This window comes from Halobacterium rubrum, from assembly GCF_021729015.1.
Classification (GTDB): domain Archaea; phylum Halobacteriota; class Halobacteria; order Halobacteriales; family Halobacteriaceae; genus Halobacterium; species Halobacterium rubrum.
Genome location: NZ_JAJQQZ010000001.1, coordinates 414,422 through 432,283, shown reverse-complemented (window position 1 = coordinate 432,283; position 17,862 = coordinate 414,422). Strand labels below are relative to the sequence as shown.

The 17,862-nt window shown below is 69.0% G+C and carries 14 protein-coding genes; 8 read left to right on the top strand and 6 right to left on the bottom strand.

What is annotated here, in order from left to right; all coding sequences use genetic code 11:
- Positions 1 to 10: 10 nt before the first annotated feature.
- The gene (locus tag LT971_RS02260) at positions 11 to 472 is read right to left on the bottom strand and encodes a type IV pilin (protein ID WP_237005227.1); all 462 of its coding nucleotides are present in this window, start codon (positions 470 to 472) and stop codon (positions 11 to 13) included.
- Positions 473 to 529: 57 nt separating this feature from the next.
- Entirely contained in the window at positions 530 to 1,780 is a 1,251-nt protein-coding gene (locus tag LT971_RS02255) for a DUF7094 domain-containing protein (protein ID WP_237005226.1), read from the bottom strand.
- 119 nt (positions 1,781 to 1,899) lie between these two features.
- Between LT971_RS02255 and LT971_RS02250 the strand changes: the two genes are divergently transcribed.
- From LT971_RS02250 to LT971_RS02235, 4 genes are all read left to right on the top strand, one after another.
- Entirely contained in the window at positions 1,900 to 3,117 is a 1,218-nt protein-coding gene (locus LT971_RS02250; protein ID WP_237005225.1) for a helix-turn-helix transcriptional regulator, read from the top strand.
- 66 nt (positions 3,118 to 3,183) lie between these two features.
- The gene (locus LT971_RS02245) at positions 3,184 to 3,984 is read left to right on the top strand and encodes an electron transfer flavoprotein subunit beta/FixA family protein (RefSeq protein WP_237005224.1); all 801 of its coding nucleotides are present in this window, start codon (positions 3,184 to 3,186) and stop codon (positions 3,982 to 3,984) included.
- Positions 3,981 to 4,949: an electron transfer flavoprotein subunit alpha/FixB family protein gene (locus LT971_RS02240; RefSeq protein ID WP_237005223.1), complete on the top strand. Its 969-nt coding sequence runs from the start codon at positions 3,981 to 3,983 to the stop codon at positions 4,947 to 4,949. Before LT971_RS02245 ends, LT971_RS02240 begins: the two co-directional genes overlap by 4 nt.
- Before the next feature lie 286 nt (positions 4,950 to 5,235).
- A complete protein-coding gene (locus tag LT971_RS02235; protein WP_237005222.1) occupies positions 5,236 to 6,135 on the top strand; it encodes a polyprenyl synthetase family protein in 900 nt (299 codons plus the stop codon).
- A 1-nt stretch (position 6,136) separates the two neighbouring features.
- Here LT971_RS02235 and LT971_RS02230 read toward each other — a convergent pair whose 3' ends face one another.
- On the bottom strand, positions 6,137 to 7,228 hold the full coding sequence (locus tag LT971_RS02230) for a DUF373 family protein (RefSeq protein WP_237005221.1): 1,092 nt from the start codon (positions 7,226 to 7,228) through the stop codon (positions 6,137 to 6,139).
- Positions 7,229 to 7,406: 178 nt separating this feature from the next.
- Here LT971_RS02230 and LT971_RS02225 point away from each other — a divergent pair, with 178 nt between their 5' ends.
- Positions 7,407 to 8,402, top strand: a complete 996-nt coding sequence (locus LT971_RS02225) for a radical SAM protein (RefSeq protein WP_237005220.1) — start codon at positions 7,407 to 7,409, stop codon at positions 8,400 to 8,402.
- A 106-nt stretch (positions 8,403 to 8,508) separates the two neighbouring features.
- Positions 8,509 to 8,979, top strand: coding sequence for a TRAM domain-containing protein (locus LT971_RS02220; protein WP_237005219.1), 471 nt, complete (start codon positions 8,509 to 8,511; stop codon positions 8,977 to 8,979).
- On the opposite strand, the gene LT971_RS02215 is transcribed toward LT971_RS02220, so the two are convergent.
- The 3 genes from LT971_RS02215 to LT971_RS02205 all read right to left on the bottom strand — a co-directional run bounded on the left by LT971_RS02215 (position 8,976) and on the right by LT971_RS02205 (position 15,277).
- Positions 8,976 to 11,027 (bottom strand): hypothetical protein, encoded by a 2,052-nt coding sequence (locus tag LT971_RS02215; RefSeq protein WP_237005218.1) that lies wholly within the window; start codon positions 11,025 to 11,027, stop codon positions 8,976 to 8,978. The genes LT971_RS02220 and LT971_RS02215 overlap by 4 nt on opposite strands.
- Before the next feature lie 75 nt (positions 11,028 to 11,102).
- Positions 11,103 to 13,148, bottom strand: a complete 2,046-nt coding sequence (locus tag LT971_RS02210) for a hypothetical protein (protein ID WP_237005217.1) — start codon at positions 13,146 to 13,148, stop codon at positions 11,103 to 11,105.
- A gap of 74 nt (positions 13,149 to 13,222) precedes the next feature.
- Positions 13,223 to 15,277: a hypothetical protein gene (locus LT971_RS02205; RefSeq protein ID WP_237005216.1), complete on the bottom strand. Its 2,055-nt coding sequence runs from the start codon at positions 15,275 to 15,277 to the stop codon at positions 13,223 to 13,225.
- 123 nt (positions 15,278 to 15,400) lie between these two features.
- Between LT971_RS02205 and LT971_RS02200 the strand changes: the two genes are divergently transcribed.
- Positions 15,401 to 16,186 (top strand): SDR family oxidoreductase, encoded by a 786-nt coding sequence (locus LT971_RS02200; RefSeq protein ID WP_237005215.1) that lies wholly within the window; start codon positions 15,401 to 15,403, stop codon positions 16,184 to 16,186.
- Between the two features lie 246 nt (positions 16,187 to 16,432).
- Positions 16,433 to 17,758, top strand: coding sequence for a permease (locus LT971_RS02195; protein ID WP_280337240.1), 1,326 nt, complete (start codon positions 16,433 to 16,435; stop codon positions 17,756 to 17,758).
- The last annotated feature ends 104 nt before the right edge of the window (positions 17,759 to 17,862 follow it).

The window sequence follows — 17,862 nt, the reverse complement described above, 5'->3', positions numbered from 1 at the left end:
GACAGCGAGGCTACGGCGGCGCGTCGACGGTCGTCTCGCCAGTTCCGACGACCTGTCCGCGGACGACCAGCGTCACCCGGACGGTGTCCCCGGCTCCCGGCACCGGCCGGTTCGTCGGTGCGATTCTGAACGAGACGGTCTCGCCGACCCGCCAGTCGGCGTCGCTGGCGGCGTTGAACGCGCCGGTCGGGCCGCTGTAGAAGCCGGCCGCCGAGAAGAACGGCACCGGTGGCTGGCGGGCGAGTGGCTCGCCGTCGACGCGAACCCGCACGGACAGCGACCCCGGGTCGACGGCGCTGCCGGCCACCAGCGTCAGCCTGACGGTGCCGTTCGCGGCGGCCTCGGCGTCGACGCCGCGCGGTGCAGGCGGCTCACCGGGCGCTGCCGGCACGAGCGCGAGGACGCCGGCGGCGGCCACGACGGTGACTGCAATCAGCAACACGGCCGCGACGGGGGCGAATGCGCGCGCCACGCTCCCCGGTGGTCGCGTCCCCGGACAAGAACTTCCGGGTCGTTGCGCTCCCCCGAGTCAGGCCGTGCCAGCCGTCCCGTTCTCGGCGTCGGCCGCCGTCGGCGGCCGAGGGTTCGCGACGACGGTCGCGTTCAGCGTCTCGCCGTCGACCCGCACGGACACCGTGTACTCGCCGCCGGGGCTCACCGTCCAGAGCTCGCCGTTCTCGCCGGTCGACCCGACCTCCGCGCCGTCGAGGACGACGGGCGCGTCGACGGGGCCACCGGTCTCGTTCTCCACGCGGACGTTCACGGGTCCGCCGGTGTACGTCCGGGAGACGTGCAGGGTGGTGTTGCTCGCACTGGCCGAGGACTCGTAGCGCACGGGGGTCGCCGAGAGCCGTAGCTGCTGACGTTCGACGAACACGCGCTCCGTCGTGACGTCGTAGTACAGCGCCAGTTCGCCGTGGCCGTGACTCGTGGAGAACAGGACGGCGTACCGGCCGAGCAGCGAGTACGACGCGCCCCGGGAGTTGTTCTTCACCCACGGGTAGGTCTCGCCGATGTACGCCACCGGGTCGCCGTAGTCCGGCGCTGTGTCCTCGTCGAGGTTCCCGGGCCGGACCGTCTCCCGGACGTACTGGCCGCCATCGACGGCCGAGAGCATCACGCCGTCGCCGACAGTCACGTGAATCCGTACGCGCTCGCGGTCACCCTGCACGACGCCGGCAGCACGCTCCCGGACTGGCCCGAGCACGGTCTGAAGCCGGGCGCGGTTCCGGCTCACCGTCGTGGTCAGCTCACCGTAGTTGCGGGTTTCGGCGAACGTGTACAGCGAACTCGGGGTGTTGCCGTCGCCGAGGAACGACTCGACGTCCTCGGCAGCAGCGTGGACCGCGCCGACTGTCGTGAGGTACTCCGTGGCAGTGATGTCACCGGCGACGTAGGCCTCGCGGGCGGCACGCTCGCGCTCGACCAGCGCCGCGGTGCGGTCGGCCGCCCACTCGATCTCGCGCTGGATGAGCGCCCTGCGTTCGGCCTCGGTCGCGGCGTTCTCGAGCGCGCTGTCGAGTCGTTCGAGCCGGTACTGTGCCGTGACGCCCTCGTGGCCGGCGCCCAGCGAGTCGGTGACCGAGAGGGTAGCGGAGTTGAACGCGGCGGCGTCGGCGCGCGTGAGGAGGAGGACGCGAGTGGAGTTCTCGGAGACGCCGACGGTGGGGTCGTCGCCGGGCTGGACGGGTGCAGCCAGCGACCCCGTGGCGGCGAGCCCGGTCGCCGCCGTGGCGACGACGAGCACGAGAGCGGCGAGGGCGGGGCGGACGCGGGACATGGGGGACCGTTCGCGGGGGGTGCTGAAAAACGATGTGGAGCGTTCTCTCCGACCGCATCCACCGCGGCCTGTCGACTGGATGGAAAGTACTTTGCCCGAGCGTCGAACAGTCACGGTGTATGCGGCAGGCCGCCCTCCTCGTCGCTCTCGCGTGTCTGGTCGTCGCGCCGCTGGCCGGCGCCGTCGTCGGTCCAGCGGCCGCTGCCGACGACGCGACCGCGCCGTCGGCCGCCAGTGCCGGCGACCCGCAGCTCCAGGCGGAGAGCCTCGATCAGGAGGGCGTCCACATCGCCGTCCAGCTCGAGGAGGACGGCGACGCGCGGTGGAACGTCTCCGCGACCTACATCCTGACCGACGAGAACGACACTGCGGCGTTCGACCGGATCGCGGCCGCGTTCAAGGCCGGCGAGACGGACAACGGCTTCTCCGTGGACGTCTTCGAGGCGGCGGCGCCCGACGTGAGCGACCGCGTCGGGCGGCCGATGGAGATTACGGACGACCGGCGCGCGGCGACGACCGTCGACCGCGGGAACAACTCGACGGGCGTGCTCTCTCTGCAGTTCACGTGGACGAACTTCGCGGCGGTGGACAACGAGACGATGACCGTCGACTCGTTCGCGGGGTCGTGGTTCGGCGACCTGCAGGCCGGCCAGAGTCTGAGCATCCGGGCGCCCGACGACTACGACCCGGACACCGTCGAGCCGACCACGAACGTCGTCGGCGGCGCCTACCAGTGGGAGGGCCCACAGACGTTCGGCGAGGGCGAGCCGTCGCTCGTGTTCACGAGTTCGCCGCTCGGTGGGGACGGCGGCGTGTCGATGCTCGCCGTCGGCGGCGTGGTCGCCGCGGCCGGCTTAGTGGGCGTTGGCGTCTGGCTGTACCGGCGGTCCAGTCGCCCGACGCCGGGGCAGTCCGGCGGCGGGGACGGCGACGACAGCGCGGGTCCGACTGCGGACGGTAGCGCCGCGGGCGCGGAGCGCGCGTCGGCGGGCGAGGCCTCCGGTAGCGCTGGCGCCAGTGACGCGAACGGTGGCGCCGGTGCGGGCGGCAACGGCACTGCGGACGGTTCCGAGTCCGCGGGCGCCGGGAGCGGCGGCGGCGTCGACCCCGAGCTGTTGAGCGACGAGGAGCGCGTCGAGCGGCTGCTCGCGGAGCACGGCGGCCGGATGAAGCAGTCCAAGATCGTCGAGGAGACCCGGTGGTCGACGGCGAAAGTCTCCCAGTTGCTGTCCTCGATGGCCGACGAGGACCGGGTGGAGAAGCTCCGCATCGGCCGCGAGAACCTCATCTCGCTGCCGGGCGAGGGCATCGACAGTGGCGGCGAGGACGACCGGTAACAACTCTCGGCGGTGCTCCAGCGGTTCCGAAAACGTTTACCCCCGGGGAGCGCGATTTTCGGGGTGATGAAGGTTCTCGTCACCGTCAAGGAGGTGGCCGCCGTCGAGGACGACTTCGAGATTTCCGGCACGGAGATCGGGAGCACGTACCTCGACTACGACCTCAACGAGTGGGACGACTACGCCGTCGAGGAGGGCGTCCAGCTGGCGGAGGCCGGCGACGACGTCGAAGTCGTCGCGGTCACCATCGGCCCGGAGCGCTCCGAGGAGACCATCCGGATGGCGCTCGCGAAGGGCGCGGACCGCGCGGTCCGGGTCTGGGACGACGCCATCGAGGACGTGGAACTGCTCGACGTGGAGACGAAGGCCCAGCTGCTGGGGGCCGTCGTCGAGGAGGAGGACCCCGACCTGGTGCTGTCCGGCGTACAGGCCAACGACGACAGCTTCGGGGCGACCGGCGTGGCGCTCGCCGAGGAGCTCGGTTTCCAGTGGGCGGCCGTCGTGAACGACCTGGACACCGAGACGGTGCTCGACGAGGGTGTCGCCTCGGTGCGCCGCGAGCTGGAGGGGGGCGTCGAGGAGCTCACCGACGTACAGCTCCCGGCCGTGCTCACCATCCAGACGGGCATCAACGAGCCGCGGTACGCGAGCCTGCGCGGCATCCGGCAGGCACAGTCCAAGGAGATCGCGCCGAAGAGCCTCGACGACCTCGGGCTGGACGCGGGCGTCGTCGAGTCCAGTCTGGACGTGACGGCGATGTACGAGCCGGAGACCGAGAGCGACGCCGAGTACATCGAGGGCGACGCCGGCGAGCAGGCCGGGCAGCTCGCTGACGTCCTCCGCGACAAGGGGGTGGTCGGCGAATGACCGTTCTCGCCGTCGCCGACCACCGCCGCGGGGCGCTTCGCGACGTGAGCTTCGAGCTGCTGACGGCGGGCCGCGAGCTCGCCGACGCAGCCGGCACCGACCTCCACGCGGCCGTCGTCTCCGGAGACACGGAGTCGTTCGCGGACGACCTGAACCGCGAGGGCGTCGACCACGTCCACGCCGTCGAGCACGGCGAGGAGTTCAACCACGACGTCTACGTGCAGGCCGTCGAGGCGCTCGCCGAGGACCTCGACGCCGAGTTCGTGCTGGTGCCGAACAGCGTGAACGGCCTGGACTACGCGCCCGCCGTGGCGACCCGGACGGGACGCACGTACGTCTCAGACGCCATCGACCTGGCGCACAACGACACCCTGGAAGTCACCCGCGAGATGTACGGGTCGAAGGTCGAGACCACCGTCGAGGTGGCCGACGGACCGTACGTCGTCTCCATCCGGGGCGCGGAGTGGCCGGCCGCCGAGGGCGTCGGTGACGCCGAGGTCTCGACGTTCGACGTCGACGTCGACGAGGACGCCGTCGGCTCCACGGTGAACGGCTTCGAGGAAGTCGGCGGCGGCGACGTCGACATCGCCGACGCGAACTTCCTCGTCTCCATCGGCCGCGGCATCGAAGAGGAGGAGAACCTCGAGCTCATCGAGGCGCTCGCCGAGACGACGGGCGCGACCCTCTCCTCGTCGCGGCCCATCGTGGACAACGGCTGGCTGCCGAAGAACCGGCAGGTCGGCCAGTCCGGCAAGCAGGTGACGCCGGACGTCTACCTCGCCATCGGCATCTCGGGCGCCGTCCAGCACGTCGCCGGCATGAAGGGCGCCGACACCATCATCGCCATCAACACGGACCCGAACGCGCCCATCTACGACATCGCCGACTACGGCATCGTCGGCGACCTCTTCGACGTCGTGCCGGCGCTCATCGAGGAGTTCGGCGGCGAACCGCCGAGCGTCTGAAGAAGGTGGCATCCGCGGCCGTAGGCCGCGGTTCACTCGCCCGAGCACCGCGAGGGCGAGGGCTTTTTAGCGTAGATTTTTGCGCCGAGCGGTGCGCGGAGCGCACCCGAGGCGGAAAAAGGTACTCGCGGGAGTTCGGCGGCGAGCCGCCGAGCGTCTGAGGACGGTCGAATCAACAGTTCTCCGGTTTTTTGGCCGCCTGCAGTCGACGGTGTAGAGTACTGACTCTCGGCGGGACCGGCACGTCCCGTCAGGTACTTGGCCGGGAAACCCCGATTCGGGGGTGATGGAGTACGTGGAGGCGCGCCGGGCCGCCATCGAGGAGCGCATCGCCGAGACGGTCGGCGGCGTCGAACCGGCCGAGCTCGGCGACCAGCTCGAACACGTGGTGCTCGCCGGTGGGAAGCGCGTCCGCCCGACGCTCACTGTCCTCGTCTGCGAGGCCGCGGGCGGGGACGTCTGGGAGCCAGTCGACGGCTCGTCGGCCCGCCAGCAGACGGTGCTGTCGGCGGACGGCGAGGACGCACTGGACTACGCCGTCGGCGTCGAACTGGTCCACAACGCCTCGCTGGTCGTCGACGACATCATCGACCAGTCCGAGATCCGGCGGGGCTCCCCGAGCGCGTGGGCCGAGTACGGCTACGGCCCGGGCCTGGTCGCCTCCGACGGCCTGCTCGGGGAGGCGTTCGCGCTGTTCTCCCGGGACCCCCGGGCGATGGAGTGTGTCACGGACTCGCTGGTGGAGCTCGGCGAGGGCGAGGCCATCGAGCTCGTCGACCGTCCCGAGAACGAACACGAGTACATGGAACTCGCGCGCCGGAAGACTGGCGCGCTGTTCCGTGCGGCCGCGGAGCTCGGCGCCATCGCCGCCGACGCCGACGGCCGCACAGTCGAGACGCTCGGCGAGTACGCCGAACGCGTCGGCGTCGCGTTCCAGATCCGGGACGACGTCCTCGACGCGACCGCCGACAGCGAGGCGCTCGGGAAGCCGGCGGGCATCGACGAGGAGATGGACCGCCCGAGTATCGTGCGCGTCACCGACCGCTCCCCCGAGGAGCTGAACGGGCTCGCCCGGGAGCAGTCCGACCGCGCGCTCGCCGCACTCGCGGACCTGAACCTCCCGGACGGCGAAGCCAAAGACTACCTCGAGTATCTCGCCGAGTTCGTCGTCGAACGGGACGTCTGAGTCAGGCGGCCTCGGCGTCCGGCCCGTCCAGCCAGGACTCGACGACGGCGAACGTCAGCGTCGACAGCACGCTCACCAGCGTGCCGGCCGTCAGTACGGCGGCGAGCTCGGTGAGCGTGACGTAGTCGAGGAAGAACGCCGACAGCATGTGGAGCACGGCGGCGATCGAGAGCACGTAGAACGGCGCGTTCAGGTACCGCCACCGGAACCGGTCGGCGAGGTACTCGTCGGTCACCTGCCCGAGACTGGTCGTGAGCCCGGCCGCCGCGAACCACCGGACGGCGCCGTACGTGAGCGCGGCGACGACGGTGCTCGGTGCGAGGTCGCCGCCGACCTGCGCGCGCACCGACTCCAGTTGCGAGACGCCCTCGACGCCGCCGATGACGAGCAGCGCCGCCGCGACGACGTACGTGATGAGCGTCACGCGGCCGGTGTAGAGGCTGTCCCGCAGCCGGCCGACGGCGTCGTCGACGACGCGTTCGAGCCCGAGCCCCCGGAACAGGGCGTACAGCCCGATTGCCGCCGACGACACGCCGAGGACCGCCCCCGGCAGCCCGAGCACGTCGGCGAGCACCGCCAGCGGGTAGATGAGCAACAGGATGCCGAGCGGCACCAGAATCGTCCCCCGGGTCTCGGGGTCGTTCATCACCTGCTTGAGCGTGTAGTACATCGACTCCAGGTCCTGGGCCTGCCGGACGACCACGCGCTTGACAGCCTCGATGGGCACCCGGGAGCGAATCACGGGCACGACGGACTCGTCCTGTGCCCCGTCGGTCACGACCACCGCCCGCACGGGGTCGTCCGTCGACAGCCCGGCCAGCACCTCGTCGACTTCCCGGCCGACTTTGCGGTTCGCTGCGACGTCCCCGCGCTCCACGCCCGTCACCGCCGCAACTTCCACTTCCTCTTCGGCGCTGTACTGGTCGTAGAGGTGGACGCCCTCGAAGAGGACGTTCACGTCGCTGTCCTCGGGGTCGGCCTCCGCTAGCGAGACCGCGGCGTGTTCGACCTCGTTGCGGCCGACCACGGGCGTCGGCACCCCCGTCTTCCGCCCGAGGTCGTCGTCGAGGTCCACGCAGAGGACCAGCAGCATCTGCCAGTGGGTAGGCGGCCGGCCCATATTTGTCTTCGGGGGTCGCTCCCGAACCCCGGGAGGCAGTCGGCGCGTCCCGCCGCCAGTCCGTCGACCGGACGCCCGGAACGCGACTCGACGACCCGGAGGTCGTTCCGGTCGGTTTTTGAGGCTCGGAGCAGTACGCACTGGTCACCAGATGATTTCCAAGGGCTGCGAGCAGTGCGCGGAAGGGGGGAAGATGGTCCTCTTCGTCTACGGGTACTGCGACCAGCGTGACTGCTTCTACTGTCCGCTCGGCGAGAACCGGAAGAACGTCCACCAGGTGTACGCCAACGAGCGCCCCGTCGAGACCGAGGACGACATCGTCGAGGAGGCGAAGCTCATGGACGCCCTCGGCACGTCCATCACGGGCGGCGAACCCCAGGAGGTCCTCGACCGGACCTGTCGGTACCTCCGCCGCCTCAAAGACGAGTTCGGCGAAGACCACCACACGCACCTCTACACCGGCATCACGGGCGGCCGCGAGAACATGCGGCGCCTGAGCGAGGCGGGTCTCGACGAGATTCGGTTCCACCCGCCGTACGAGCTGTGGGGCGACATGCACGGCACCGAGTGGGAGGAGATTCTCTACATCGCCCGCGAGGAAGGCCTGACGCCCGCCTTCGAGATTCCGGGCATCCGCGCCGAGGAGGAGTTCCTGGAGTTCCTCGACGAGGGCGCGGCCGATTTCTGCAACGTCAACGAGTTCGAGATGAGCGACGGGAACTACGAGCGCATGCAGGCGGAGGGCTACGAGCTCCAGGAGGACCACATGAGCGCCGTCGACGGCTCGAAGGACGCAATCCTCGAGGAGATGGCCGACCACGAGAAGGTGTACTTCTGCACGAGCGTCTTCAAGGACGCCGCCCAGCACCGCTCGCGGCTCAAGCGCATGGCACAGAACGTCCGCCGCGAGTTCGACGAAGTCACGGACGACGGCACGCTCGTCTACGGGAAGACGACCGTCGCCCCCGAGCGCTTCGAGGCGCTCGGCATCCCCGAGGAGTTCTACACGGTGAAGTCCAACCACGTCGAGGTGGCGTGGTGGCTGCTCGAGGAGATGATCGAGGACGGCGACGTCGACGACGGCGAGATCGTCGAGCAGTACCCCACGTACGACGGGCAGGTCGTCGAGCGGACGCCGCTGGCGTAGCCGTCTTCTCTGGCGGAGTTAGCGGGCGAGGGGCGTCGACGCCGGCCGCCAGTGTCGCGGCAGAGCGTGCCGCAAGGGTTTAGACCGCCGGCCAGAAACGTGTGGTATGGCCGACTGCCCCCTCGCCGACGAGTGCCCCAGCTTCCAGGAACAGATAGAGGGAATGGGGTGCCAGCACTACGGCGACCGCGGCGGGATGGAGTGGTGCCAGCACTACAGCCAGCCCATCGAGGACCTGAAGACCGCGCCCGTGGTGCCCGGCCAGGAGGTAGTCATCGAGGTCGACGACATGCACGAGAGCGGCGCCGGCGTCGGCCGCCAGGAGGACTCGGGGTTCATCGTGATGGTCGACGGCGTGCTGCCGCCGGCCCGCGTGAAAGCCGAGATCTCGAAGGTGAAGCCGAACTACGCCCGCGCCGACCTTCTCGAGAAACTCCCCGAGAAGGAGGACGACGAGGACGACGAGGAGGCAGCCGACGAGGCAGCCGAAGCCGACGACAGCGACGAGGACGACGATGACGACGACGATGGGTCGATGGAGCGGCTGGGCAGCCGCGACAACTTCTGGGGCAACTAGGCGCCGTCGAAGTCCTCGAGGGAGAGGTCGGTGTTGAGGACGAGGTCGCCGTCGACGAGAGTCGGTAGGGGCTGAGTGTCGGTGTACCGTTCGAATTCTGCTCGCGTGATTGTTGTCTCGACGGGGTCCGCAGACACCAGAGAATCGGCAGCATCGACGTAGTTGGTGGTGAGGTATCCACCCAGTGAGGTCGTCCTTTCAGGGTACGTGTGGGTACGCACTGGGAGAGCTCCGTCGGTCGTCGCCACATCGGACGAGTCGAATTCTCGGAGGAGCGCGACACCCGTCGTACTACGTAGCTTGAGTCTGGGACTGCCGAGAACCGTGTACCGACTCCTGTCGACTCCGGTCCGGTCGAGGACGTCCAGCACGGCGTACAGCGAGTAGCCGGCGTCCAGCAGCATCGCCGCCTGATACCCGATTTTACCAGCGACTTCGTCTTCGACGTCGTCGACGGTGACGATGCCACCCGCCGCTCCAGCCGTCAGCAGCGCGAACCCCTGCTCGTAGGACCGACACCCGTTCAGGAAGAACGCCCCGACGTCGGTCATCGGCAGCGTCCGCACGTCCAGTTCCCCGTCCGGACACACCATTCCCCGCTCGGTCACGTGGCCAACGAAGTGCAGGAAGTCCGTCTCCTCCAGCAACGCCTCCCGCAACTCTACCGTGGTCAGCGACTGCGACACCTGCACGTTCGTCTCCGCAGTCGGGTGGTTGTCGTAGGCGAGTTCGTCCGGGGCGTCCAGCCGCTCGTCGTTGTACACCACGTGGACGTCCAGAGGTCCCTCCCCGGACGGCCACTCGAACCCCCGCCGGAACGACCCCACCGTCGGGTTCGCCGCCTCCACCGCGAACCCCTCCCCGACCCAGGCGTGCCCCGGGGTGTCGACCGGGTCGGGCACGAGCACGTCTGCCGACGCCGTGGACGTCCGGGCCTGTGAGCGAGCGAGCGCGTCCGGCTCCGGCGAGCGCGCTGCCGGCCGGGGTTCCGGCGGCGGGCTCCGGACGGCCGCGAGTTCGTCGACGACGTACGGAAGTGCCGCCGCGTACCGGGGTTCCGGCGCAACGTCGGCGGTCAGGTGCCAGCCGACCAGTCCCTCCGTCGCCGAACGGGGCACGTCGAGGTAGGCGGCAGTCCGCTCGTCGAGGGTGAGGTCGAACAGCCGCTCGTAGTCGAGGTCGACGCGCTCCTCGAGGCGGTCGGCCTGCTCGTGTCGGAAGGGGTAGATGCCGACCGTCCGGACGACACCGTCCAGCACGAAGCAGTGCTCGAGGACGTCGGCGACCTCGCTGGCGAGTGCGTCCGGGTCGAACTCGTGGGTCGTGTCGGCCGCGCGGAGCCGAGGTTCGGCCCCGGGTTCGAGGGTGGCGCCGAGGTAGTACGCCAGCGGCGCCACCGTGAAAATCGGCCCGTACGCCGGCGGCACCTCGATAGTGACGCCGGTCTCCGGCCGCTCGACGGCGTCCGGCACCTCGAGACTCGACCCGAGTTCGAGCGCCGGCGGGTGGCCCCGCAGCGTCGGCCACGACCGGTCGGGAGAGTGGGTCTTCAGCGCCGACCCGAACGTCGAGACGGCCTGCATCACGTCCCGCGGGTCCTCCGTCGTCGTGACGGTACCCGCCGGCTGCTCGTGGTGCGACCGCACGCCGACGACGAGTCTCGTCGCCGGGTCGACGTCGAGGCGAGTGCGGTCGTCGACGAACCGCGCCCGGACCCGGGCGTCACACGCCTTCACGTACGTCTTCGCGCCCGGCGGCGACGCGTCCACCTCGTAGGTGCCCCGCTGTAGCCACTCGCTGGACGCCTCGTCCTCGATGCGGTCGACGACGTCGCCGTCCTCGATGACGACGGCCGGCCGGTACACCGGGAAGTGGAGCTCGCCGGCTTCGACGGCGACGGCGGCGTCCACCGGCATCGCGAACTCGTCGGTCGACGCCGCGACGGGCGTGACCTTGCGGTCCGCGCGGAGCGTGAACTGCTCTCCCTCCGTCGTATCGCGGACTTCGAGCGCCCGACCGTCGTCGTCCGTGTCGAACTGTATGGTCACGCAATCCCCCGGGACTGCCTCCGTGTCCGTAGTCGCCGGCGGGTGGATAAGCGTTGTCAGACCGGCGACGTGCTCCTACTGGAAGTCGTCGACAGAGAACGCGTTCGCCTGACGAAGGTCGCCGTCGACGAGCAGTGGGCTCTGCTCGTTCCCGACGAGTGCTGCGAGTTCGTCCGGCGAGACCGCGACGCTGGTCGGACTCGCGGAGGTGAGGGACGTCGGCGCTGAACCGTAGTGCCGAGAGAGGAGACTGCCGAGCCCGTTCTCGCCGTGCGGATACGGCGTCGACGTGAACTGTGTCCGACCGTCGTCTGGTTCGGCTGTAGCGGTACGCGTCCAGAGGGTCGACACGTGATTCACACTCCTTCGGAGTGCGAGCGTCGGATCGCCGAGGAGGGTGTACCGGCTCGCGTCGGCGACCGAGCGGTCGATCACGTCCAGCACGGCGTACAGCGGGAAACCGGCATCCAGCAACAGCGCGGCGTCCCGGCCGACCCGGCCAGCGACCTCGTCGTCGACGTCGTCGACGGTGACGATGCCACCCGCCGCCCCCGCCGTCAGCAGTGCGAACCCCTGCTCGTACGAGCGACACCCGTTCAGGAAGAACGCCCCTACACCCGTTGTCGGCAGCGTCCGCACGTCCAGTTCCCCGTCCGGACACACCATCCCCCGCTCCGTGACGTGCCCCACGAAGTGCAGGAAGTCCGTCTCCTCCAGCAGTGCCTCCCGCAACTCCACCGTGGTCAGCGACTGCGACACCCGCACGTCGGTGTCGGCCGTCTCGTGCACGTCGTACGCGAGTTCGTCTGGGGCGTCCAGCCGCTCGTCGTTGTACACCACGTGGACGTCCAGTGGCCCCTCGCCCGACGGCCACTCGAACCCCCGCCGGAACGACCCCACTGTCGGGTTCGCCGCCTCCACCGCGAACCCCTCACCCACCCAGGCGTGCCCCGGGGTACCGGCGTCCTGCGGGCGGACGAACGTCGTGGCGTCGTCGCGGTCCTGCGCGAGCGACCGCGCCAGCGCGTTCGGCTCGGGCGCCCGCTCCACGCGCGACGGCTCCGGCGGCGGGCTCCGAATCGCGGTGAGCTCGGTCACGAGGTGCGGCAGCGCCGCGACGTACCGCGGCTCCGGCGCCACGTCCGCCGTCGAGTGCCAGCCGACGAGCCCCTCGGTCGCCGAACGGGCCACGTCGAGGTAGGCGGCAGTCCGCTCGTCCAGCGGCAACTCGAACAGCCGCTCGTAGTCGAGGTCGACGCGCTCCTCGAGGCGGTCGGCCTGCTCGTGCCGGAACGGAAAGACGCCGACCGTCCGGACGACCCCGTCCAGCACGAACAGGTGTTCGAGCGTCGCCTGCACGTCGGCGGCGAGGTCGTTCGCGTCGAAGAACTGCGTCCGGCCGGCCGCGTGGAGCGCCGGCTCCGACCCGGGCTCGACGGTGGCACCGAGGTAGTACGCCAGCGGTGCAACCGTGAAAATCGGCCCGTAGTCGGGTGGCACTTCGATGGTCACGCCCGTCTCCGGCGGTGCGACAGCATCCGGAACGTCCAGACTCGACCCGAGTTCGAGCGCCGGCGGGTGGCCCCGCAGCGTCGGCCACGACCGGTCGGGAGAGTGGGTCTTCAGCGCCGACCCGAACGTCGAAACCGCCGTCATCACGTCCCGCGGGTCGTCTGTCACCGTCACTGTCCCCGCCGGCTGCTCGTGGTGCGACCGGACACCGACGACTAGCTGGGTGGCCGACTCGGTGTCGAGCACGGTGTGGTTGTCCTCGAAGCGCGCCCGAACTCGGGCGTCACACACCTTCACGTACGTCTTCGCGCCCGGCGGCGACGCGTCAACCTCGTACGTTCCCCGGTCCAGCCACTCGCTGGACGCCTCGTCCTCCGTCCGGTGGACGGCCTCGCCGTCCTCGAAGAACACGGCGGGCCGGTACAGCGGGAAGTGGAGTTCGCTGGTCTCGATGCCGACGGCGGCCTGCACCGGCATCGCGAATTCGTCGGTCGACGCCGGCTCGGGCGATAGTTCGCGGTCGGCGCGGAGGTCGAACCGCTCGCTCTCGGCAGTGTCTACCACTCGGAGCGTCCGACCGTCACCGTCGACTTCGAACTGGATCGTCACGCTGTCCTCGTAGCTGCTTCCCCCCCACGTAGTCGCCGACGGGTGGATAAGCGTTGTCAGACCCGCGCGTGCTCCTACTGGAAGTCGTCGACCGTGAACGAGTTGGCTGGCTGGAGCCGGCCGTCTACGAGCAACGGTGATACGTGGTTCTCCACGAACCCGGCAAGATCGTCGTTCGACAGCACGAATGACGTCTGTCTCGCCGACCCGAGAGAGGGCGGACCTGACCCGTGGTTGAACGAATACAGACTGCCGAGCCCGTTCTCGCCAGTCGGGTACAGCGTCGACGAGAACTGGATCTCGTCGGCGTTGCTGTCGCCACCAGCTACGGGTGTCCAGAGGTCCGCCACGCCATTCGCACTCCGCCGAAGCGTGAGCGCTGGGTCGCCGAGGAGGGTGTACCGGCTCGTGTCGACCTCAGTCCGGTCGAGCACGTCCAGTACGGCGTACAGCGGGAAACCGGCATCCAGCAACATCGCCGCCTGATACCCGACCTCGCCGGCGACCTCGTCTTCGACATCGTCGACGGTGACGATACCACCCGCCGCCCCCGCCGTCAGCAACGCGAACCCCTGCTCGTACGAGCGACACCCGTTCAGGAAGAACGCCCCCACGCCGGTCATCGGCAGCGTCCGCACGTCCAGCTCCCCGTCCGGACACACCATCCCCCGCTCGGTCACGTGTCCCACGAAGTGCAGGAAGTCGGTGTCCTCCAGCAACGCCTCCCGCAACTCCACCGTCGGCAGCGACTCCGACACCCTGACACTCGTGTCCGCGAGTTCGTGGACACTGTAGGCGAGCTCGTCTGGGGCGTCCAGCCGCTCGTCGTTGTACACCACGTGGACGTCCAGTGGCCCCTCGCCGGACGGCCACTCGAACCCCCGTCGAAACGACCCTACCGTCGGGTTCGCCGCTTCCACCGCGAACCCCTCCCCGACCCAGGCGTGTCCGGGGGTGCCGGCGTCCTGCGGGCGGACGAACGTCGTGGCGTCGTCGGGGTCCTGCGCGAGCGACCGCGCCAGCGCGTTCGGCTCGGGCGCCCGCTCCACGCGCGACGGCTCCGGTGGCGGACTCCGAATGGCGGTGAGCGCGTTCACGAGGTGCGGCAGCGCCGCCGCGTAGCGCGCCTCCGGGGAGACGTCAGCTGTCAAGTGCCACCGCAGGAGCTCGGCGGTGACCGAGCGGGGGATGTCGAGGTACGCGGCCGTCCGTTCTGCCAGCGGTAGCTCGAACAGCCGCTCGTGGTCGAGGTTCGTCCGTTCGTCGACGACGTCGGCCTGCTCGTGACGGTACGGGTAGACACCCGCAGTCCGCACAGTTCCGTCCAGCACGAAACAGTGCTCGAGGACGTCGGCAACCTCGCTGGCGAGTGCGTCCGGGTCGAATTCGTGCGTTGTTCCTTCAGTGTGGAGCCGGGGCCGACTGCCCGGCTCGACGGTGGCGCCGAGGTAGTACGCCAGCGGCGCCACCGAGAAAATCGGCCCGTAGTCGGGTGGCACCTCGATGGTCACACCTGTCTCCGGCGGCGCGACGGCGTCCGGCACCTCGAGACTCGACCCGAGTTCGAGCGCCGGCGGATGTCCGCGCAGCGTCGGCCACGACCGGTCCGGAGAGTGAGTCTTCAGCGCCGACCCGAACGTCGAAATCGCCCGCATCACGTCCCGCGGGTCTTCGGTCGTCGTGACAGTGCCCGCCGGCTGCTCGTGGTGCGACCGCGCACCCACGACGAGTCTCGTTCCAGGGTCGACCTCGAGGACGGTGTGTCCGTCCCCGAACCGTGCCCGAACCCGGGCATCACACACCTTCACGTACGTCTTTACTGCTGGAACGAGCACGTCCACCTCGTACGTTCCCCGCTGTAGCCACTCGCTCGACGCCTCGTCCTCACTCCGGTGAACTGCCGACCCTTGCTGAAAGAACACCGCCGGGTTGTGGAGCGGAAAGTGGAGTTCTCCCACTGTTAGCACCACTGCCGCGTCGACGGGCCGCGAGAACTCGTCGGTCGACGCCTGCTCGGGCGATAGTTCGCGGTCGGCGTGGAGGTCGAACCGCTCGGCCTCCGTCGTGTCCCGCACGCGGAGCGTCCGGGCGCCGGCGTCGTCGGGCGCGACGTCGAAGTGTATCGTCACGGTGGTATGGGCCGGCACGCGGCCGACTGCTACGGCGTACTCGATAGAGCGTTGATAGATGTTTAGGTTCCAGCAGTTGCCGGCGGCGAAGCGACTTAGCCCCTGGCCGGCCCACCCAGTCGCATGGACCTGACACTCGACGGCGACGCGGCGCTCGTGACGGCATCGTCGAGCGGCCTCGGGAAGGCGAGTGCGGCGGCGCTCGCGCGCGAGGGCGCCGATGTGGTGCTGTGCTCGCGCAGCGCGGACCGACTCGAGGCGGCAGCCGAGGACGTCCGGGACGGGGCAGCCGGCGACGTCCACACCGTCCCGGCCGACATCACCGACCCCGACGACGTGGACGCGGTCGTGGAGGCGACCGTCGATGAGTTCGGCGGACTCGACCACCTCGTCACGTCGGCGGGCGGCGTGCCGAGCGGGCCGTTCCTCGAGACCAGCGAGCAGGACTGGTACGAGGCGTTCGACCTGCTCGTGATGAGCGTCGTGCGCACGCTGGACGCCGCCCACGAGCACCTCGTCGCTGGCGACGGCGGCACCGTCACCTGCATCACGTCGACGAGCGTCAGCGAGCCCATCGAGGGGCTCGTGCTGTCGAACGCCGTCCGGCGGGGCGTCGTCGGGCTGGCGAAGACCGTCGCCCGCGAGTGGGCGCCCGAGGTGCGCGCGAACGTCGTCCAGCCCGGTGCCCACGAGACGCCGCGCATCGAGGAACTCGTGGCGGCGTCCGTCGAGCGCGGCGAGTACGACAGCTACGAGGCGGGACTGGCGGCCTGGAGCGACGACATCCCGCTGGACAGAGTCGGCGACCCCGGCGAACTCGGCGACGTGGTGGCGTTCCTCGCGAGCGACCGCGCGAGCTTCGTGAACGGCGCCAGCGTGCCCGTCGACGGCGGCCGACTGCGGGGATGACAGTGGTTGCTCACACGAGGGATTCAGTCATCTCGAATACGGGGATATGAGACAGCCGAGTCAGTAAGCAGACCGGCGAATCCACCACGTAGATTCTATCAGCTACAGATTCGGTTTATCTGGTTCGGAAAAGAGAGAGGAACAAAATAGGGTCGCTCAGCATTTTAGGTTCCAAACTCACAGCCGGTTACTCGGACTGGATTGGAAGCCACAATCCCGGTAAGTGTGGCTCTCCCATCAGAACACATGGAGCGCACTGAGTACGCGATACTGGCGGTCATCGCGCTCGTGACCGTCGCCATCGGCGTGTTCACCACGAACCAGCCGCTCGGGGCGTTCTTCGTCGAGAGCTTCCGACAGTTTCTGACGACGACAGCCGCCATGGCCTGGATCACGTGGTGGGCGCTCGTCGTCGGATTCGCTATCGCGGGCGGCGTCGAAGCCTGGACCTCGAACGAGGAGGTCAGCGAACTGCTCGAGGGGCACGGACTCCGGGAGATCGGGTACGGATCGCTGTTCGGGTTCGTCTCCTCGTCGTGTTCGTACTCGGCCATCGCCACCGCGAAGAACCTCTTCAAGAAAGGCGGCTCCGCCGCCGCCACATTGGGGGCGTTCATGTTCGCTTCGACGAACCTCGTCATCGAGATCGGTGCCGTCATCTGGATACTGCTCGGCTGGCAGTTCCTCCTCGCCGACATCGTGGGCGGGTTCGTACTCATCGGGATGATGGCGTTCGGCTTCGTCTACCTCGTCCCCGACGAGGTCGTCGAGCAGGCTCGCCAGAACGTCCGCGATGAGAGAGAGCAGACGGTCCGGGACCCGGTCTGCGGGATGGAGATCAACCCCAGCGAGACCGAACACACCATTCAACACGGCGGTGAGACCTACCACTTCTGCTCGGCGTCGTGCAAGGAGAGCTTCGATCCTGAAGAGGCCAACACCACGATCATTCAACAGGCCACGTCGATGGAGGGCTGGAAGGCGCTAGCCGATAAGCAGTGGAAGGAGTGGGGGATGCTCTGGGACGAGATCGCCATCGGGTTCATCTTCGCCGGACTGATTGCCGGGTTCATCCCCGAGTCGGTCTGGACCGCCGTCTTCTCCGGTGCCACATTCGGTGTTCCGGTGTACATCTTCTGGACCGCGGTTCTCGGCGCGATCATCGGCGTCGCCACGTTCGTCTGCTCCGTCGGGAACGTCCCCTTCGGTGCCGTGCTGTTCAGCAACGGCCTGCCATTCGGGTCGGTTCTCTCATACATCTACGCCGACCTGATCGTCCCGCCCATCATGGACGCCTATCGAGAGTACTACGGGACGACGTTCGCTGTCGTCCTCTCGTTGATGATCTTCGGTTCTGCCGTGGTAACCGGGGTCATCATCCACTTCGTCTTTCTGGCTGCCGGAGTGATCCCGTCACCCGACAGCGTCCAGATAGCCGAGGTCGGGATCGAAATGAACTACAAGATGGTACTGAACGTGTTGGCAACGGGGCTGTTCCTGGTCCTCTACTGGCTGCATCGTGAGAGCGGAATGGACGAGAACCGCGGGGGCCAGGCCCACGCCGCGGACTGACGTATCCATCCCACATTCGACTGTGGCTGTCCGTCCGGAGAACAGGTTTCGAGTTCACAGGCGGTACGAGGCGGATGCCCCGACCCTTGAGGCCGGGGAGGAAG